General features: G+C 41.3%; 15 protein-coding genes. 11 read left to right on the forward strand and 4 right to left on the reverse strand.

Going from position 1 to position 18583, the window contains the following annotated elements; translation table 11 throughout:
* Window positions 1-18 precede the first annotated feature (18 nt).
* From E7745_RS11875 to E7745_RS11925, 11 genes are all read left to right on the forward strand, one after another.
* The gene (locus E7745_RS11875; RefSeq protein WP_136408884.1) at window positions 19-1323 is read left to right on the forward strand and encodes a DNA cytosine methyltransferase; all 1305 of its coding nucleotides are present in this window, start codon (window positions 19-21) and stop codon (window positions 1321-1323) included.
* Between the two features lie 10 nt (window positions 1324-1333).
* Window positions 1334-3391 carry a hypothetical protein gene (locus tag E7745_RS11880; protein ID WP_136408885.1) on the forward strand — a complete coding sequence of 686 codons (2058 nt, stop codon included), beginning with the start codon at window positions 1334-1336 and terminating at the stop codon, window positions 3389-3391.
* Window positions 3391-5694, forward strand: a complete 2304-nt coding sequence (locus E7745_RS11885) for an LlaJI family restriction endonuclease (RefSeq protein WP_136408886.1) — start codon at window positions 3391-3393, stop codon at window positions 5692-5694. Before E7745_RS11880 ends, E7745_RS11885 begins: the two co-directional genes overlap by 1 nt.
* Window positions 5684-6979 (forward strand): metallophosphoesterase, encoded by a 1296-nt coding sequence (locus E7745_RS11890; protein ID WP_136408887.1) that lies wholly within the window; start codon window positions 5684-5686, stop codon window positions 6977-6979. Before E7745_RS11885 ends, E7745_RS11890 begins: the two co-directional genes overlap by 11 nt.
* A 4-nt stretch (window positions 6980-6983) precedes the next feature.
* Entirely contained in the window at window positions 6984-7925 is a 942-nt protein-coding gene (locus E7745_RS11895; protein ID WP_136408888.1) for a hypothetical protein, read from the forward strand.
* A complete protein-coding gene (locus E7745_RS11900) occupies window positions 7922-8836 on the forward strand; it encodes a hypothetical protein (RefSeq protein ID WP_136408889.1) in 915 nt (304 codons plus the stop codon). Before E7745_RS11895 ends, E7745_RS11900 begins: the two co-directional genes overlap by 4 nt.
* Window positions 8829-9614, forward strand: a complete 786-nt coding sequence (locus E7745_RS11905; protein WP_136408890.1) for an ATP-binding protein — start codon at window positions 8829-8831, stop codon at window positions 9612-9614. The genes E7745_RS11900 and E7745_RS11905 overlap by 8 nt, the downstream gene beginning before the upstream one ends.
* Window positions 9615-9619: 5 nt before the next feature.
* Entirely contained in the window at window positions 9620-11602 is a 1983-nt protein-coding gene (locus tag E7745_RS11910; RefSeq protein WP_136408891.1) for a hypothetical protein, read from the forward strand.
* A gap of 84 nt (window positions 11603-11686) precedes the next feature.
* Window positions 11687-12448 (forward strand): DUF2971 domain-containing protein, encoded by a 762-nt coding sequence (locus E7745_RS11915; protein ID WP_240740309.1) that lies wholly within the window; start codon window positions 11687-11689, stop codon window positions 12446-12448.
* 26 nt (window positions 12449-12474) lie between these two features.
* Window positions 12475-13497 (forward strand): virulence RhuM family protein, encoded by a 1023-nt coding sequence (locus E7745_RS11920; protein ID WP_136408892.1) that lies wholly within the window; start codon window positions 12475-12477, stop codon window positions 13495-13497.
* Window positions 13498-13505: 8 nt separating this feature from the next.
* Entirely contained in the window at window positions 13506-14537 is a 1032-nt protein-coding gene (locus E7745_RS11925) for an alcohol dehydrogenase (protein ID WP_136408893.1), read from the forward strand.
* A gap of 80 nt (window positions 14538-14617) precedes the next feature.
* On the opposite strand, the gene E7745_RS11930 is transcribed toward E7745_RS11925, so the two are convergent.
* From E7745_RS11930 to E7745_RS11945, 4 genes are all read right to left on the reverse strand, one after another.
* Window positions 14618-15193 (reverse strand): metallophosphoesterase, encoded by a 576-nt coding sequence (locus tag E7745_RS11930; protein ID WP_136408894.1) that lies wholly within the window; start codon window positions 15191-15193, stop codon window positions 14618-14620.
* Window positions 15177-15962, reverse strand: a complete 786-nt coding sequence (locus E7745_RS11935) for a metallophosphoesterase (RefSeq protein ID WP_136408895.1) — start codon at window positions 15960-15962, stop codon at window positions 15177-15179. Before E7745_RS11935 ends, E7745_RS11930 begins: the two co-directional genes overlap by 17 nt.
* A 20-nt stretch (window positions 15963-15982) precedes the next feature.
* Window positions 15983-17113, reverse strand: coding sequence for a hypothetical protein (locus tag E7745_RS11940; RefSeq protein ID WP_136408896.1), 1131 nt, complete (start codon window positions 17111-17113; stop codon window positions 15983-15985).
* Between the two features lie 422 nt (window positions 17114-17535).
* Window positions 17536-18519, reverse strand: coding sequence for an IS30 family transposase (locus tag E7745_RS11945; protein ID WP_124076259.1), 984 nt, complete (start codon window positions 18517-18519; stop codon window positions 17536-17538).
* Between the last annotated feature and the right edge of the window lie 64 nt (window positions 18520-18583).

Here is an 18583-nt window from a genome sequence, read left to right on the forward strand (position 1 = left end):
TCGCTCTAATCAATTCTAATGGCTACTGTCACTAAAGATATACAGGAAGAGTCTGAAAAAATCACTAAGGTAAAACGTATAATTAAGAAACGTACGGAAAACCTTGAAAAAAAAGACATTCAGCCTACTCCTCTGTCAAAAGGTACTTCATGGAAGGAGTTGCCGTTCTCTCATCCAGAAAATACAGTCCGCATCGGAACAGTATTTTCAGGTATTGGGGCTTTTGAACATGCTTTCCAGCGGCTTGGTCTAAAGCATAGGATAATGTTTGCCGGGGATATTGATGCCAAATGCAAACAGAGCTATTTCGCTAATTATGAAATCAGCGAGGATGATTGGTTTACTGATATTCGCGATTTTGATGCAAGGAAGTATGCTGGGAAAGTTGACATCGTTGTTGGGGGTGCTCCTTGCCAAGCTTTTTCTATGGTGGGGCATCGTTTAGGATTCGAAGATGCCAGAGGTACCCTGTTTTATGAATTTGCCCGCGTGGTAAAAGAAACCCAGCCTAAAGTTTTCTTGTTTGAAAATGTAAGAGGTCTGCTTAATCACGATAAGGGCAGAACATGGCATGTTATACATGACATTTTTGAAGAACTGGGCTATGATGTAAAATTCAGAGTCCTCAACAGTTGTGACTACGGCATTCCTCAGCATAGGGAGAGAATTTACTGCCTCGGATTCAAAAAGAAAACAGATTTTGAATATCCAGCTCCTATAGACTTGGAGTATCGCATGTACGATTTCCTCGAAGACTTCATTGATACAAAGTATTTTCTTAGAGAAAAGGGAGTTAAATTCGTCACCAGTCACAAAAATCGGATGAAGAGTTATACTCAAATCAATGGAGACATTCAGTTATGTCAAAAAAGAAACCAACAATTCAATTGGCATGGTGATTTTGTATTTCATCCAGATTCTGAATTAACAGAACATAATACAGATTTCGACGAGTTCATTTTCGATGTTAGAGATGTTGAGGAGAAGTATTATCTTTCCGAGAAAGTTGCCAAATACGTATTGGCAGGAGGCACTAAGAACTTCAAGACTTCAACCGAGACAGATTTGGATGTAGCGCGTCCTTTACTTCAGTCAATGCATAAAATGCACAGAGCAGGCGTTGATAACTATGTAACTCACAAAGGGCGCATAAGGAAATTAACTCCTCGTGAATGTCTGCGTTTGATGGGTTTCAAAGACTCTTTTAAGATAGTCGTGTCTGACACATCCGCCTATCAACAGGCTGGCAATAGTATTGTTGTAGATGTATTGATAGCCATTCTTAAGCAAATGGATATCACACAATATGGTATAATCGAATAACGACAATCTTATGGCTGATATAATTTGTCGATGGAGAAATGGCACTCCTAAAACTGTGGTGGAGTTAGTGAACTCAATGCCACATGAAGTAATGTCTTCAGATCGTTTTAGGGACATTATGTCAACACAATGGGATGGCGACTTTTTTAGGACGCCCTACCAACTGGCGTGTCAACTGGGGTTGTATTATGAATCCGATGATGGGTATTTCCATCCACGGTTTGATCATAATATAACAACGGAAGAAGCTGAAGAATATCTGTACCATTGGCTTCCACGCTACTATATACCGAATCCGTATATCAGTAAAAAAGGATTTAACGATATTGAGTGCCCCACTTTCTTCTTGAAAACGCTATATGAATATGTGAAGGCACATCCAAATTGCAATTATCATGATGCCTGTCTCGCATGTTTCAAAGAAGAAGCCAAGAATAATGATGACATAATCCGCAATTATATCAACAACTATTCTCGCATTCTGACGTTTTCTTCAGAAGGCAAACTAAATATAACAGACATAGACCCAACCCCAATAATATATCGAATGGACAGATCTGATAAACAAAGTTTTTTCGATAATTTCAACAACGAAAAGAACGAGACCTTAAAGCCCATAGCAGAATCACTCCAGCAAATATACTATGGGGCGCCGGGAACCGGCAAATCGTTCACCATCGACGATAAGACCGACGATGGGAACTCGGTACGCACTACATTCCACCCTGACAGCGACTATGCTTCGTTTGTGGGCGCTTATAAACCTACGATGGAGGACGTACCCATTTCAGCCACTTATCAGACAAAGGAGGGCAGTTACGGAGAATATCTCACAAAGACAGAAAAACATCCCGGTACAGAGCGCAAGATTGTCTATAAATATGTGCCACAGGCTTTCCTGAAAGCATACGTGGCAGCATGGAGCAATCTCGACACACCTTATTTCCTCATAATCGAGGAAATAAATCGTGGCAACTGCGCTCAGATTTTCGGCGACCTTTTCCAACTGCTTGACCGTAGCAATGCGGGTAGCTCGTCATATGCCATTCATGCAGACGAGGACATAACGCAGTTCCTCAGTGGCGATGATAAAGGTTTTGCTTCTCTTTCTGACGACCAGAAAGATACTATCCGTGCTTTTGTTTTGCACAAAGATAACGGCAAGACACAAGCTGTCGGTCAAGACATTCTCAACGGCAAACTTCTACTCCTGCCGCCCAATCTTTATATCTGGGCTACAATGAACACCAGCGACCAGTCGCTTTTCCCCATCGACTCCGCTTTCAAACGTCGTTGGAATTGGAAGTATATGCCCATTGAGTACCACCCAATCGATAAGAAAACGCAGCAACCAATAGATTGGAAATTCCAAATTGGAGACAACATCTATTCATGGGGGCAGTTCCTTAGCAAAATCAATCCAGAAATATATACGCTTACCGAATCGTCGGACAAGCAGATGGGATATTTCTTTGCCAAGGCTGATAATACCACCGGCATTATTTCAGAAGAAGTATTCTTGAACAAGGTATTGTTCTATCTTTGGACAGACGTGTTTAAGGATTTTGATGTGTCGAGCGAGCTTTTCAAGAATAAGAAAGCTAACCGTTCATTCTGCTTTACCGATTTCTTCGAAGATCCTGAGGCCCTCGGGAATTTCATCGACAACTTCAATCTTGATGTCGTCGAGGATCTTGAACATGTCGGCGAAATTCAAAACGAGAAAGGCGAATGGGTTCAACCTACTTTCATGGTAGACGGAGAAAAAATTTCTTCGATGATTGACACAGTTCTGACCGTATTAAAAAAATATTTTGAGAAGTATCCTGATATCTCAACGGAAGAAGCTATTCAAGTGTGGAATAGCTTTGGGTTGCCTAAGCATGCTCTAGAAACTGAACAAGTATTTGCTGAAAGGACAGATATGTCTAAGAATAGAGCCTCAAAAGTATTCATCACTGCTGATGGACGTAAATTCTATGTTTCTGCTCAACTTAGAAAACAACACATGGATAAGTTGATTTCTAAGGCTAATGATTGGGATATCCATATTAGTCGTATTTCATAATGAAACTACTGATTGAAGAATACCAGTATAACGTAGCCGACGTTGAAAACGTGCTTGACGGGCTTTTTACCCTGCAAGACGTTGAACAGAAAGTGTCGGTCAGCTACGTTGGGTATTATTACAATCCGCACCCCAAAGTTCGCGACATAGTTTTCATTCTCCCCAAAGTGCTTATCGACGAGCAGGGATTGGTCTTTGGCGAATATGAGCCGAAAGACCTTATCCACCTTGACAATGCGAAGATGGACGAGAAGCACCGTAAGTTCCTCTATGAATTTGCCGTGTGGATTCACCGCGCAATAATAGTCTACAACGACTCGCACGAGAAGAACGAAATCGTTCTCCACCGCCAGATTCAAGACGAGGGGAAAGGCTCGCACAAGAAAAAGAGCAACACGCTCCTTGACGTAATCCTGTCGCTCATCCGTTTCAACAAGGAAAATCAGCAGTTTTTCACTTTCATACTGAAGAACCTGCACTCCGGCTTCAACAAGATAAACTGGGGCAAGACCATTGCCCGGACTACCGCCATTGTTCAGGACAGCAGCCCGACCTACCTTAACCCGGTCAACAAAAAGCGTCAGGTGAATTTCGATGAAGAGCTCATTGTGATCTTCTTCTCAATTCTGCAATACATCTCGGACACATACGGCTTCCGCTCAAACATAAACTTCGGTTTCAAGCTCATCACCGGTGCCAAGTTCAAGCGATACCTTGACGGATTCGGGCGCACACGCCTGCGTCAGATAAAGTATAAATATTTCTCTGACACCGCCGTCAAACTGTGGGATTTGTGCTATGCCTTCTTTGATAAGACATACAAAATCCGCGTCAATACCTCGCAAAGCGAATACCTGCTTGTGAAATCCTTCCACATCGTATTCGAGGCGATGATTGACGAACTTATCGGTGATACTGACATACCGCATGGCCTGAAAGAACAAGACGATGGTAAGCTCGTCGACCACTTCTATACCTACGACGGTCTGCTCATTGACGATAAAGCCGACGATGATATATACTACATTGGCGACTCGAAGTATTATAAAATCGGCAACTCGCTCGGTAAGGAATCCATCTACAAACAGCGCACCTATGCGCGTAATGTAATCCAATGGAATCTTGATATATGGCTCAATGGCAAGCCACACAAGCCGAACATGGCCGACCCATTCGAGCGCATACAACTATTCGATGAAGTTACCGAGGGCTACAATGTTATCCCCAATTTCTTCATTTCTGCTTCTATCGACAAGAAAACATTGTCGTATGAAGACTATACCGAGCCACATCCCAATCAGCCGCCTGTCAGCCGTCAGTTCAAAAACCGACTATATGACCGCGACACGCTGCTGCTCTCGCATTACGATGTCAACTTCCTATTTGTACTTGCACTTTACGCCCGAAATAATGCTGGGACAAAAGCTACATGGCGACACAGCGTTCGTGACAAGTTCCGTCGTGCCGTGCAGGATATGCTCAAAGAAAAATTTGAGTTTTACGCATTGGCAGCACACCCTGATGTCAATGCTTCGGACTACTTCAAAGCGCACTTTCAAGATACCCTCGGCAAGACATTCCGACCATACGAGAATCAGAATCATTTCTCACTTGCGTTAGATAAATCATATCCTGAAGACAACAAACGACTTCGGGCATTGCTCGGCGAAAACTTTTATGTTGTTCCTGTCGAACTCGGTAAAGACCCGACCGTTCAGTTAGAAAAAGAGCGAAAAGATAAAGGTATAGTAAATAGTCCTGATGGTATGGGTAAATTCCTTACCTGTCTTGTGCGCAAGGAAGAAACTGGAGAAGACGGTCGAAAAAATGTCGCAAAACTTTATCAACTGTTCTACAATCATGAGGCAGAGGGTGCTACTTATGTTATGCTTAATATGCCAGGAGGTGACATTTCCGAAGCCAAGTACCTTTTGCCTCTTATCGACAACACAACCGACGGATATTATGACATTGAGCGCATCTCGTTCGGGACACGCACAAAGGTAATGAAGGACGGGCAATCAATCCCGAATTATCCAACACTTCGTATCAAGATAGGCTCTTACCATCCGCTCGAACGCCGTTGCACCGAGGGCATCGTGCCTCGCATGGCAAACCAAATTTGGAGTTACTCCCAGCTCCAGAATGTCATAGCTAAATCACAATCGTATTTTTATGAGAAGAATGATGAGAAATTAATTGCGCAGGAGCCTGAAGTACAATACGCATACCACCAAGTAGAGAACGATTATATAGATGAATCATCTGATCCCGTAAATAAAAACGCCCAAAATGCAGAATAAACTTAAAATATTACTTCTATCGGATATACATTTTCTTTCTCTGCCTGCTGAGCACGACTCTCATGCTCAGGTTAGGCGTGCATTTTTACAAGATATTGAAGGATACAAGCTTGTCAACGGTGCCTTTGACGTCATTTTGGTAAGTGGCGACATTGCATACAAAGGAGTGGAATCGGAATACGATAAGGCATTAACGTTTTTTCATCAATTATGTGATGTATCTGGTTGCGCTTATGAAAGAATTTATGTGGTTCCTGGCAACCATGACAAAAACTTAAACGCTGTAAGAGCGGAACTTAGACATCTAATAAACCAAGGACTTAGTTCTGAAAAAGCGGATCATGAGCATTCTTCAAAACTATACCTCAATTTGTTAATCCGTGATAAGGAAGCTTGCAAAGCATTATACTCGCCATTTAGAGAATATGCAGAATTTGCTATCAAAATGGATTGTTGTGATTCTATAATGTGCAAATTAACAAGTTCTGAAGATTCTGTATTTGATGAGGAAAATGATAAGGCCTACTATAAACAAGAAATTGGGGTTCTTAATGAGTATCCAGTTGTGCTTTATGGATTCAATACCTGTCTCAATAGTGATTGGTTTGATGAAGATGATCATGGATTAGGTCACAAATTGTTTTTGCCTATGCTTGGGTACCACGCCCTTGTTGATATCTCGGGGACTATCAACATAGCCATGATGCATCATCCATTGGACAGAATTGTTCATTCCGAGTCAATTTCCACATTTATGGATAAACATTATCCAATCCAAATTTTTGGACATCTGCATAAGCCTGTATGCTGGGAAGATAAATGTCTTCACATTCAGTCTGGTGCTCTTCAGCCTCAAACCAGTTCAGAGGGCGGAGACGAATATTTCTCGGTATACAATATATTGGAATTAAATGTGACTTCAGATGAAAACGGAAAAGACTTCTTGCAGGCTAATCTAAGCGTTCAAAGATATAGACCAGAATCTGAAGGGTTTGAAACTCTTGATTCCGAAGGTCATTCCTTCAAGACACAATTACATCGAACTCCGAGCAGATGGAGCAATGACAATAAACAAAAATCATTGACAGAAAGACTTCCACCTGATGTTTCAAAACGGCAAATACGTCTACGCTTCCTTAATTTTCATGATCAGAAATCAGTTATCAAACGCATGAATATATATACATATAACGACAATATTTCCCTCCATGAGAATTGTTTCCATTTTCTTGAAACTGTTGACAACCAGCATAAGTATGCTACATTGTGGTCTTTAGTGAAATAATGGCATGAGTATAATATTAAAAAAACTATTAGAGGGGGCCTCAGCGCTTCCATATTCCGATTCAACAATAAGCATGTTGGAAGAGGCGGCGGTCTCTTATATCGACCTCACACGTGTATATGAAATTGTAGAAGAACTCTCTCTATGTTATTTGGGAGGTAAAATTTCCCACACATACAGACAACACATTTCATTGAAGATAGCGGAAAGTTCTCCTACAATCATTCTTCCTGAAAATGTGCTACGTCGTATCGCATTCTTTATTGTTTGGAAAATAATCATGGATACAGATGATGTCACTGAGCTTACTCAGGCAATCTCAACTACTGTATTTATGAACTTTCTTGTCATAAAAAAACAGGATTTCTACAGTATACCTAATCCTGTTGAGGTAAAAAGTATATATAAACATCATTTATCCTCACTCATACATACCAAAGGAACGTCTACAACTGGATCTGCTGATGATTTGGCAGAAAGGATATTCAATGATGATTTTGATATCAGCGAACTTACAGCCTCCGATGTATCTAGTTTGCGCGAATTAGCGCAAGAAGCGTCTTTGTATTATGTTGAAAAGTTTATTTCAAAAATTCAACATGGGAATGAGGAAGATGAATTCTTAACTACCTATAATATTGTTAAGTATATTGTAGATACTATCAAATCTCCACTCTCACCGTGCGACATTGTTTATTATCTAAAGCAAGGTCTTGGTAGCAAAGTTGCAAAACGAAAGAAACTTAAGAATATCATAACAGTCCTACCCAAATACTCTGAGGATGGGGTCTTTTCAAATTCATCTATAATTTTGCGGCTTCTCAACAACGATGTCGTACCAGAAGGGCTCCAACTATTAGAGATGCATTTCAGCGTGTATGAATTTGGGATTTACCTGTTTTACGAACTTCTTGTTGAACGTTTAATCGAGCAAACTGAGATATGAGCGATTTAACTAATTTTGTAAAGGACAATGTAGGAGATTCTATTTCTAAGGAATCTACAACAAATACAAATGGACAAATTGACGGAACGTTTTCCGGAGACGCTATTAAGGATGAAAGTTCCGTTAACAGTCTACACTATGATAAAAAGCCTACAGTTGTTTCTATCATAGGGTTCCCTGCATATGGCAAAACTTGCTTTATAGCAACGATTTATCAGATCTTATTGAACGAAGGTAAGCTTGATGAATTTAGTTTTGTTGATTCTGATACATTTGTGGGCTTTGAGCGTAGAATTTATATGAGACGGTGCTCGGTATTGGATGAGAACAGTGCTCCTCAGACCAAGAGGACTTTACGAGGAGAGGGACATATCCTCACCTTGCGATTCACCCATCCACAAGATGGAGAAAAAATTATCATTGTCACTGATAGATCGGGAGAGGACTATATAGATTGTGCAAATCAAAAAAACAAGATTAACGATCATCTATTGCTGAAGCATTCTGACTATATTCTGCTATTTGTGGATAGCACAATTCTTGTAGATTGTGCTCAAATGATGGAATTTTCAGATACTCTCTCTGACTTATTAACCAATATTCAACAGGCACAAGCCATCCAAAAATCTGCACAGATTTTAATTGTGTTTAATAAGATTGATGCCGTTGAATTGTCTACTCAATTCCAAAAGAGTAGTGATACAATTGAGGCTTTGATAAAAGAGAAATTTCCTCTCAATAACATTGTGAGCAAAAGAATTGTTTCAAATAATATAGCGAATAGTAAAGGACTTAAACAATTATTCTCTGAAATAGTCAACTTCGATACGACCGCAATTACTCATAATGATCGTGATTACGAAGGGATTGATTGGGTCAATAATATCATAAAACAGAAAAAAAATGGTTAACGTCAACGTTCTTATTGCAGGTCTTATAGGCTCAGGCAAGTCTACCCTTATTGGGGCTCTTGCCTATGCTATAAAGATGGGGAAATGCAGTTATTCGTTTGTAGATAGGCCAGAGGACTTAACTCCACTAGCGAAATTATACAAGCCGTGGTTATCCCTAACTCCAGTTAATAGGACGGCACTGGGAAATTCAGAGACATTCGAGTTTTCTCTTAAAAAGGAAGTCGGACCTCAGATAACTATATCTATTCCGGATTATGCCGGTGAAGATTTTGAAAGACTTATATCAAAGCAATCTGACATATTAAATCATTGGGGAGGGGAAAAGAATGCTCTAATTTTTCTTATTAAAGACTTTGAATTAGATGCCTTAGAAGAAGCCTTTGTTACTGAAGTAGAAAATAGGGAAAATTTACCCATTCATCCTTTTTCATTAGAATTAACGACTTCCCAAGTAAAAAATTTACTATTACTTAAAGAACTCCTTAAGTGCGTTCGATGGGAATCTGTTGTAATTGGAATCTCCGCTTGGGATAGATATGATGATAATTATCTGCCTGATACTTTTTTAAAGGAAAAAGCACCGGTGCTATATAATTACATCAGACACTATCTCCCGAAGACTAAAGTAATTGGCGTAAGTGCCCAAGGTGCGGAATATGCTGAAAACCTTCGTCAAGAACTTTCAGAAAGAACCATGAACAATACACGTTCATGGTCAGTAATCAATAATGAACGGGGGTATGATCTTACAAAAATACTTGATTTGATATCTTGATAAATATGATTATACATCAGTCCCTTCATGGTTACAAGAATGGCCATCACAAGTTAGCCTCCTCACTTTCCCTCCCAATAGAAAGCGAGAATAAAATGTTGCTTTTCAGTGACTGGTCGGAATATGATGGTGGCGTAGACGGCGATATGTCGTATCTCACTTGTTATCCATTAGGAGACAGCACTCATTACGTGGTGGCAAAAACCTGGTATGCGCAAGAGGCTGAAAGACCGGGGAGTGTCTGGACCCATTCATTAATTATTCCCATAGATGATCTTGGGGATGAATTTAATTTTGCAGCGCTTGAATGTTATTTTCATCGTCCTGATGGTTCAGAATACAATTACTTCCTTCCTCTTGAAATCTCCACGAAAGAGGAACCAATAAAAGATGGCTCAATCCAGATGTCTGGAGAGAAAGACATTATAGAAAGTGCATATTATACCCTATCACTTTTGTCTGGTAAAGTGATTATTCCTATCATACAACCATCGAGGTATTATAGAACATTACTTCTTTCTATACTTCAACACCTTCCATTGGGAATATTAAGAAACGTAACTGCATGTAGCGGGTGGTCTTCTCATAAGAAGAATGATTCATATTCTTTTAATTTAATTTTTTGTTCCGGTATAAACTCAGTTTTCGGTTTAATTAAAGAATGTGAAATACCTGTAGCTTACTCCGAACAACTGCACCATATTTCTGATTCCATTACACAGGGTAGTTCTACTCTTCCCGACCTTATTAGGTTTTTCTCTGATGATATTGAGTCAGACCCTAATAAGTTGTATTCTGTTATTGCTTTGGTAAGCGCTTTGGAAAATGCGTATAACAACGCTTCCAAAGAACTTACGTATTCAGATATAGTTGAAACTATTACTCGTTGTTTCCCCTCATCTTATGAAGGCTCAACTTTAAAAAAGTTGTTTTTTGGAAAAAATACAGCTTTACTTTTTTGCGAAGAATTAGATTATTATGAGATATTGACTACTTTAAAAGATAAGATTTTTGTTAATTGGGAATCGATTAATTTCAATCAAAATGCTTCCTCATATCTACTATCATCATTTGAAAATTATACTGCAATCTGTGAACAATTATCTTCAGAAGAAGTAAAGATTAATTGTAAAGGTAATTGGCTTTTAGAATATGCTTCCAGACATTTGCCCAAAGAGTGGATTACGCGTTTATTTACTAATAATTGGAATGTATTCATCCGATTGGCTACAATAAATCACGATATTTTATCAGGGGATTATTGGATGAATTTAGTTGATGCAAGAATTAATGAAATATTGGCACTTGTGCTTACTGACGAGTCAAATATTGATTTAGATTGGTCAAAACTAACCGTGTCCATGATTTCCAATAATATTGCTATCACAATGGCACAGATGAAAGTTCTTCATAATAAGAACTCCAATCTAGTAAATTTGTTAATGGACAACATTGACAATGGAACCATCACAAATAATTCACATTGGATTACTTTTGTATCTAACCATCCAAAAGAAACATTAACATGGTTGATAGGAAAAAATAGATTGTCTAATAGAACTACTGATTATTTAGTTACAAGTTTTAACGCTAATAGTTACCTAGTTAAATCTATGGGGAGTGGTGTATGGGAAGCTTTTTATAAATCGTCTAATGTTTTTAAGAGTCTCCGAAATTATATCTTCATGTTTGCATTGGCCCGCAATTGGAAAGATAATCTTTCATTAGCAATGTTAAAGTTGTCATTCGTTAAGATTCACAATTCTTTGTCAAAGAACAATATTAGCGAAAATGAGTGGGCTGCATTATCTCCATATCTTGCGTCCTTACCATTTTGGCAAAACTGGGACAATTGCAAAAAGCTTAGAGTGGGCGTAGTCGAAACGCTTATTTCTTTAGGCTATTCCAAAGATGTTTTATCGGATTTCACCAGTTCAAAAAATTTAAATTCCATGTTAGTAAAGATATGGGAGAAAAAAAACAAGTAGGCTTATTTCGTCTAGATGGTTTATATAAACCCGAATGTAGTCATTGACATTAACAATATCACAAACAGTTAGTAGAATTTTCGGATGAGCAATCTGCTATATAAATATCTTGATATTAACGGCGCTATAATGATGCTACATCATAGTAATTTGATGTATGCTAACGCGGCTACATTTAATGACCCGTTTGATTGTCATCCAAACTTGATTGACTTTTCTAAAGTGCCATCTGAAAAATGTAAAATATGGGATGCAAAAGTAATTGAAGATTTAGAATCTAATAGATACATAAATAATAGGAACGATTTATGGATTTGCTGTTTATCTAAAGTATACGATTCTCTGTTAATGTGGAGCTATTATAATAAACATATGGGAGTCTGCATAGGTATTAATATGGAGTATGTAAAAAAATATATTCATGTTGGATATGGTCTGATGGTAACTACGCAAGGTCAGGAAGTTAATTATAGAGATATCATAAAAAAGCCGGATTACTTTCGTGACTATAAAGATTTTTTCAATTATCAAATATTTACTAAAGCAAAAGCCTGGGAACATGAACAAGAAGTGAGATTGTATATTTTCAAACCCTCCCCAATGTTTATGGCTTTATTACCTTTTCAACAAGATAAAAATGAGCTTAATTGGAAAGAAGTCAGGTCCTTTATAAAAATAGGGCCGGAATGTTTTGATTCAATATATTTAGGTGTTAACATTAGCAATACCGATAGAGACCGAGTAATTTGTCTTGCAAAGAAGATCAATCCTGAAATAAAGGTATATCAGATGTTCCCCGATACGAATTTCTTTAATCTAATAGCTGTTCAAGAAGAAGGAATATAAAACTTTAATGTATTGCAATCCTTACGATGGCGAAGAAGTTTGAGATACGAAATAGCACTGCGGAGTTCCTGATCTTTCAGATTGAGGGGAAGGAGGATGGTGTGCAGGTTGTGTACCATAAGGAATCTGTGTGGTGTACGCAGAAAGCTATGGCGCAGTTGTTTGACTGCTCCACTGATAACATCGGTCTGCATCTGAAAAATATCTTCAAAAGCGGTGAACTTCAGGAGGATTCAGTTACCGAGAAATTCTCGGCAACTGCTTCTGACGGGAAGAATTATTTGACGAAATTCTACAATCTCGATGCCATCATATCAGTCGGCTATCGTGTGAACAGTACCCGGGCCACGCAGTTCAGGCAGTGGTGTACTTTTATTTTGCGTCAGTTTGCCATACGCGGATATGTGATTGACAAGAAACGGATGGAAAACGGCTCATTTATTGGTGAGGACTATTTCGAGCATCTGTTGGCGGAAATCCGTGAGATACGCCTCAGCGAGCGGCGTTTCTATCAGAAGCTGACGGATATTTATGCTACTGCCATCGACTATAACCGCGATGCCCCTACCACAAGATTGTTCTTTAAGAAGGTTCAGAACAAGATGCACTATGCCGTGCATGGACATACAGCCGCCGAGCTTATCGTGGAACGAGCCAATGCCGATAAAGAACACATGGGACTGACGACATGGGAGAACGCTCCTGACGGAAAGATTGTCAAGCCTGACGTAAGTATCGCCAAAAATTATCTCAAAGAAAGTGAGCTGGAGGATATGGGACGAATTGTCAACTCTTTCCTTGACTTGGCGGAAGATATGGCAAAGCGTCATATTCCCATGACAATGGAGGATTGGGCTAAGCGTTTTGATAAGTTCCTTGATCTTACCGACCGTCCCGTTCTGACTGATGCCGGAAACGTATCAGCCGAACAAGCTAAAGAATACGCTGAAACTGAGTTTGAGAAATATCGCGTCATTCAGGACAAACTCTTCCAGTCTGACTTTGACCGTTTCAACGATGACAACCTCCTGCCATTGGACATAGAATAAAACTTGAGATGAAAGCTTTGACATATATTGCGCCGGGGCGGTTTGAGCTGATTGAGAAACCGAAGCCGGAAGTTTTGGATCCGAAGGATGCCGTGGTAAGGGTTACTCTTTCGAGCATCTGCTCGTCGGACCTTCATATTCTGCATGGGGCCGTGCCTCAGGCTGAGGTCGGCGTTACTGTGGGGCATGAATTGGTTGGCGTCGTTGAGGCTGTCGGTTCGGATGTCTCCAAGGTAAAGCCTGGTGACAGAGTTGCCGTGAATGTCGAGACGTTCTGCGGCGAGTGCTTCTATTGCAAACGGGGATACGTGAACAACTGCACATCCGGTGGATGGATGCTTGGTTGCAGCATCAATGGCGGTCAGGCGGAATATGTCCGTGTACCCTACGCCGACAACGGTCTGACTCCAATTCCCGATAACGTGAGCGATGAGCAGGCTCTGTTTGTCGGCGATATTCTCGCTACGGGTTATTGGGCTGCCAAGATTTCTGAAATTTCCGAGGAAGACACGGTGCTTATCATCGGAGCCGGTCCGACAGGGTTATGTACGCTCGAATGTGTGCAGCTGTATAACCCTCGAAAGATAGTAGTTTGCGAAGCTGACAAGAGTCGCCGCGAATTTGTGCGCCAGCATTATCCAAATGTCAATGTAGTTGAGCCGACAGAATGCCTTGAAATCCTTAATACATTGACAGAGGGTCGTGGCGCCGACCGCGTGATTGAGGTTGCCGGAGGCGAGGAGACGTTTGAACTCGCATGGCGTTGTGCCCGTCCCAATGCCATTGTTACGATTGTCGCACTATACGAAACGGAACAGATATTGCCCCTTCCGTGGATGTATGGCAAGAACCTGACGTTCAAGATCGGCGGTGTCGATGCCTGCGACTGCGACAAAATCATGCAGCTGATTTCCGAAGGCAAGATTGACACGACCCATCTGATAACCCACCGCTTTCCTCTCAGCCGAATCCAGGAAGCCTACACCCTCTTCGCCAACCGCGCCGACAACGTCATCAAAACCGCCATCTCTCCCGATTGAAGAACATAATCGGGAACTTTATACATAGAAAGACAACGGCGTCTTGTTCGCAAACGAGACGCCGTCGAGAAGGTAAATACTTAGTCCGATTCAATCTGCTTTTGAATCTTGGCGCGTACTTCATAGAAAGACAGAGGTGTGAAGTTATTGTTGTCTACACCGACATCAAGCTGTGTCGGGAAAAGGTACTGAAGGCGTCCGGCGTCAATCCCGGTGTTCGATGGGCGAGTGTGCATATGACCGAACAGTTGCCACACATCGTTATGATAGCCGCCATCAAAGCACAGATAAGGAAAGTGATTCAGGTAGATTTTCTTCTTCCCGACCTGAATGCACATCGCCATTGCAACGTGCTCGAACCTGTCTATGAATCCTTGTCGGATATTCTTGAGGTCATGATTACCGAGAACGAGATAGATTCTGCCGTTTAGTCGGTCAAGAATCTTATTCCACTCTTCAGCTCCACCGAGACAGAAGTCTCCGAGATGGAAGACTACATCATCAGGCTCAACCACATTGTTCCAGTTAGTGATGATGGTTTCATTCATCTGATCGACAGTCTTGAACGGGCGATTGCAATATTGCAGTATGTTGGTATGGTTAAAATGGGTGTCGGAAGTGAAGAACAACCGGTCACCGTCAAACTTGAAGTTCATTGTCATTTATTTCTATTATGGCATCCCGGTGGAAATCAGCCTGTTCACCATGGAAGGTGTAACCAAGCTGATTGCAGATGCACCGGGTATTGCCGATGGCTTTATTTATGTTTCGATGCGAGTGGCCGTATATCCAGTATTCGATACGGCTACTGGCAATAAAGTCGCCAAGTTCGGATGTAAAGGCACCGTTTATCGGGCTACCCTTGAACTCGTCGGCCATGAGCTCGAAAGACGGCACATGGTGTGTGGCGACTATGATGTGCTTGGCCTGACTTTCCGCCACACTTCTCTCGATAAACTCACGACAACGCTCATGCTCCTGATTGAAACGCTGGGCCGAGAGACGGAACTGTCCGTTTCTGATACGATGAAAGTCAGTTACTCCGCGTTCGGTCTGATACTCATCATAAGGATGAATCTTTGCCCAAAGAGTTGACGCGATGAGATCGATGTTGGGAGCCAACTGAATCACACAGTTATAGCACGCTTTTACATTCGGACGTATTTCTTGCTGCCAGCCTTCGTGAAGGTCGTTGATGTCAAAGCTTTTGTATAGCTCATGGTTGCCGGGGATGACGATAGTCTGCCGGAACGATTCGGCACACCAATCCCAAAATGGATGTCGCCTGTAGTTGTCATCACCGAGATAGCCGATGTCTCCGGCTAATATCAGAACATCGCCGACTGCTGCCAGCAGATTCTCTTTAAGCCAACGGCTGTTTTCATGAAACTCCAGATGGAGGTCAGATGCGTATTGTATTTTCATATTTCCTTATTGCTGAGTTGTTAAGCGAGAGGACTTACCTTCTCAAGCTTATTCCATTTAGTGTTTGCGACTATTTCCTTTATAACAACCTTGCCGACTTCGTCCGCATAAGGGAGTTTCATCTGGCTACCGATGTCATCGCCCTGCATATATCGATACGCATAAGGGGTAATCTCTACAAAGTCGGTTTCCTTCAAGATTCCGAGAATATGATCGACTTCTCCCAATTCAACCGAGATTCCGGCATCAGACAATCCTATGACAGCTCGAAAGCAATCATCAAGATTCCAATAGCTACCGGTGCCGACATAAAAATGCCATTGACCATTGGTATATGTAGGGTACAAGTGAACTCTCGCATACACCACATCAAAGCCGTGATAAGGTGAGACATCGGACTTCCATCTTCTGAAATCATCCTCAGAATCAAGATTATATTCTCTTGCCTCGTGCCCTTTGCTTGAATGCCTGAAGACTTCGACATCATCTCCCGACATCTTGCCATATACAGCTTCGTATGCTATACGCCAATAGTGCATATAGCGTCTGAGGGTCATCTCGGAAAACTGCGTAGGCTCGACCTGATTCTCGTATAAGTTGATTACCCGAGGTATATCGATTCCGTCATAGCTATTGTCAGGAATCAAAGAGTTCAGGACTGATCTCTTTATCAACCCTTCTCTCCGGTAGTAACTCAAATATTTATCAACATACGAATTATATTGTTCGGGCGCAGACAAGATGTTGTCAACGAGTCCGGCAACATACTTCTCGATTTTTGAGAATATTCCGACGAGTTCATCCTCATAGAAACAATGGCGGGAATTACAATCATCCTTGTCACAAAATACATGATGGTCATAAGTGTCTCCGGTGATATAGAGATAATGGCGATTCTTATAGGTTGATACCGACAACCTATACCACTCCCATCTTTTACCCTTGACCTCAAACCAAAGACTTCTCCTCTCATCATCGCCCATAGGAGCCAGACGACTCATCGAGCCATGTATGCTGCGTATGATATCAGCACACTTCCCCGAAACGACGGTCACATCAAGACCGCGACTGTCGGGGAGGTAGAGGATGTCTGACTGAGTCAGAGCATTCTGGCGATATAATTTCTTTTGATCATTAAACTTCATTTTCATTCGGGTTATGCGTCATAAGACGCGATTATTGAAATGTGTGTCCGCAGCTAATCGCGATGGAGAAGGTTATATCGGTTTGGACACAAAAAAACGACTGTCGGGAAGCTTGGTAAGGACTTTCCGACAGTCGTTATATCTCAGTAGTCTGTATTTGTAGACTAACTTATGTCAGTTGGGTTACTGAAACGAAACGGTCGGACAGTTCCGCAATATGATGTGCCTGTTGTTGACGGCATAAGCACACATGCATTGCGTTCAAAGCCTTTTAAGCTCTGAATACTTTTGATGATTAGTATGTTGCAATGCTGTCTTGCCATTTGTTTCTTTTTTTGTGGCCGCAAAGTTAATACTTTTTCACAAATCCGCCAAATAAATTTTCACGAGAGGCGTAAAAAGTCTAATATATCATACCAACCGCAGGTTCAACTGGCAAGTGCAAAATTAGCGATTTGTTTGAAGAACTCGGTTTTCGGGTTTGAAAAACCGAGTTTTTTCCGTGGTCTGAGGTTTAGTTTCTTTGCGACATTCTTGATGTATAGGTCAGTGAAATCATTGAAATTTGACTTTTTGGGGATGTATTGACGGATGAGTTTGTTGATGTTTTCGACCGCTCCTTTCTGCCATGAGCAGTAGCTGTCGGCAAAGTAAACAGTCACATCATCAAGACCTTTGATGCGTAATCCGGCGGTTATGTCGAGGTGTGCCGCGAACTCGCTGCCGTTGTCAGTAGTGATGGTTTTAAGATATTTACGGTATGCGTACAGCATTCTCACGACAGTCTTTGACAATGGCTTGGCTCTTTTTCCGTAAGGTAGTTTCTCCATCATCACAAAGCCAGTCATGCGTTCAAGCAGCACTAGAATCGCGTGCCCGTAGGCATCAACAATAAGATCCATCTCAAAATCGCCAAAGCGTTTGCCGTCGGCCTCGGCCGGTCTGTCGTGTATGCTTGTGCGGTTTGGTATGTTGGTGGCTTTAGTGGGTTTGCGTTCGCCTTTTGGTCGTCGTCGGAAGTCGGGATGTCTGCGGTGACGGCGCAGTTCTCCGCTTTCATCAGCGTTTATAATGTTGTAAATGGTCTGTATGGATACGGAAACACCTTCCTTGGCCAACACGCCACGAATTTGTTCTGGTGACCATTGGTGGTCAATAATCATCTGTTTTATACGCCACACCAACACGCTGTCGAGCTTCTTGTTGGATGTGGTGCGCTTTCTGCGTTCAAGGGCTTTGGCATGAGCCTTTTCCCACAGATAGTGGCCTTTGGTTGTGGAATTGCGCTTCAGTTCACGACAAAGCGTTGACTGACTGCACCCTACTATGAGGGCAATTTCTTCTCTCGAAGTTTTTTTTTGCAGTAAGGCGAAAATTTGCGACCTTTGCTGCGAGGTTAATTGTCTGTACATAAGCAATACAAAATTAGTTAATCTCAGGGAGACTTCGGTCTCCCTTTTTATTTTGTATTGCCAG

This window comes from Duncaniella sp. C9, assembly GCF_004803935.1.
Classification (GTDB): domain Bacteria; phylum Bacteroidota; class Bacteroidia; order Bacteroidales; family Muribaculaceae; genus Duncaniella; species Duncaniella muris.

What these genes read in the sequence shown, in the direction of transcription:
- E7745_RS11930 (WP_136408894.1), bottom strand. Translation starts at nt 15,193, where the DNA reads ATGAACTTCAAGTTTGACGGTGACCGGTTGTTCTTCACTTCCGACACC.
- E7745_RS11925 (WP_136408893.1), top strand. Translation starts at nt 13,506, where the DNA reads ATGAAAGCTTTGACATATATTGCGCCGGGGCGGTTTGAGCTGATTGAG.
- E7745_RS11875 (WP_136408884.1), top strand. Translation starts at nt 19, where the DNA reads ATGGCTACTGTCACTAAAGATATACAGGAAGAGTCTGAAAAAATCACT.
- E7745_RS11910 (WP_136408891.1), top strand. Translation starts at nt 9,620, where the DNA reads ATGATTATACATCAGTCCCTTCATGGTTACAAGAATGGCCATCACAAG.
- E7745_RS11935 (WP_136408895.1), bottom strand. Translation starts at nt 15,962, where the DNA reads ATGAAAATACAATACGCATCTGACCTCCATCTGGAGTTTCATGAAAAC.
- E7745_RS11920 (WP_136408892.1), top strand. Translation starts at nt 12,475, where the DNA reads ATGGCGAAGAAGTTTGAGATACGAAATAGCACTGCGGAGTTCCTGATC.
- E7745_RS11890 (WP_136408887.1), top strand. Translation starts at nt 5,684, where the DNA reads ATGCAGAATAAACTTAAAATATTACTTCTATCGGATATACATTTTCTT.
- E7745_RS11885 (WP_136408886.1), top strand. Translation starts at nt 3,391, where the DNA reads ATGAAACTACTGATTGAAGAATACCAGTATAACGTAGCCGACGTTGAA.
- E7745_RS11900 (WP_136408889.1), top strand. Translation starts at nt 7,922, where the DNA reads ATGAGCGATTTAACTAATTTTGTAAAGGACAATGTAGGAGATTCTATT.
- E7745_RS11945 (WP_124076259.1), bottom strand. Translation starts at nt 18,519, where the DNA reads ATGTACAGACAATTAACCTCGCAGCAAAGGTCGCAAATTTTCGCCTTA.
- E7745_RS11915 (WP_240740309.1), top strand. Translation starts at nt 11,687, where the DNA reads ATGAGCAATCTGCTATATAAATATCTTGATATTAACGGCGCTATAATG.
- E7745_RS11905 (WP_136408890.1), top strand. Translation starts at nt 8,829, where the DNA reads ATGGTTAACGTCAACGTTCTTATTGCAGGTCTTATAGGCTCAGGCAAG.
- E7745_RS11940 (WP_136408896.1), bottom strand. Translation starts at nt 17,113, where the DNA reads ATGAAAATGAAGTTTAATGATCAAAAGAAATTATATCGCCAGAATGCT.
- E7745_RS11895 (WP_136408888.1), top strand. Translation starts at nt 6,984, where the DNA reads ATGAGTATAATATTAAAAAAACTATTAGAGGGGGCCTCAGCGCTTCCA.
- E7745_RS11880 (WP_136408885.1), top strand. Translation starts at nt 1,334, where the DNA reads ATGGCTGATATAATTTGTCGATGGAGAAATGGCACTCCTAAAACTGTG.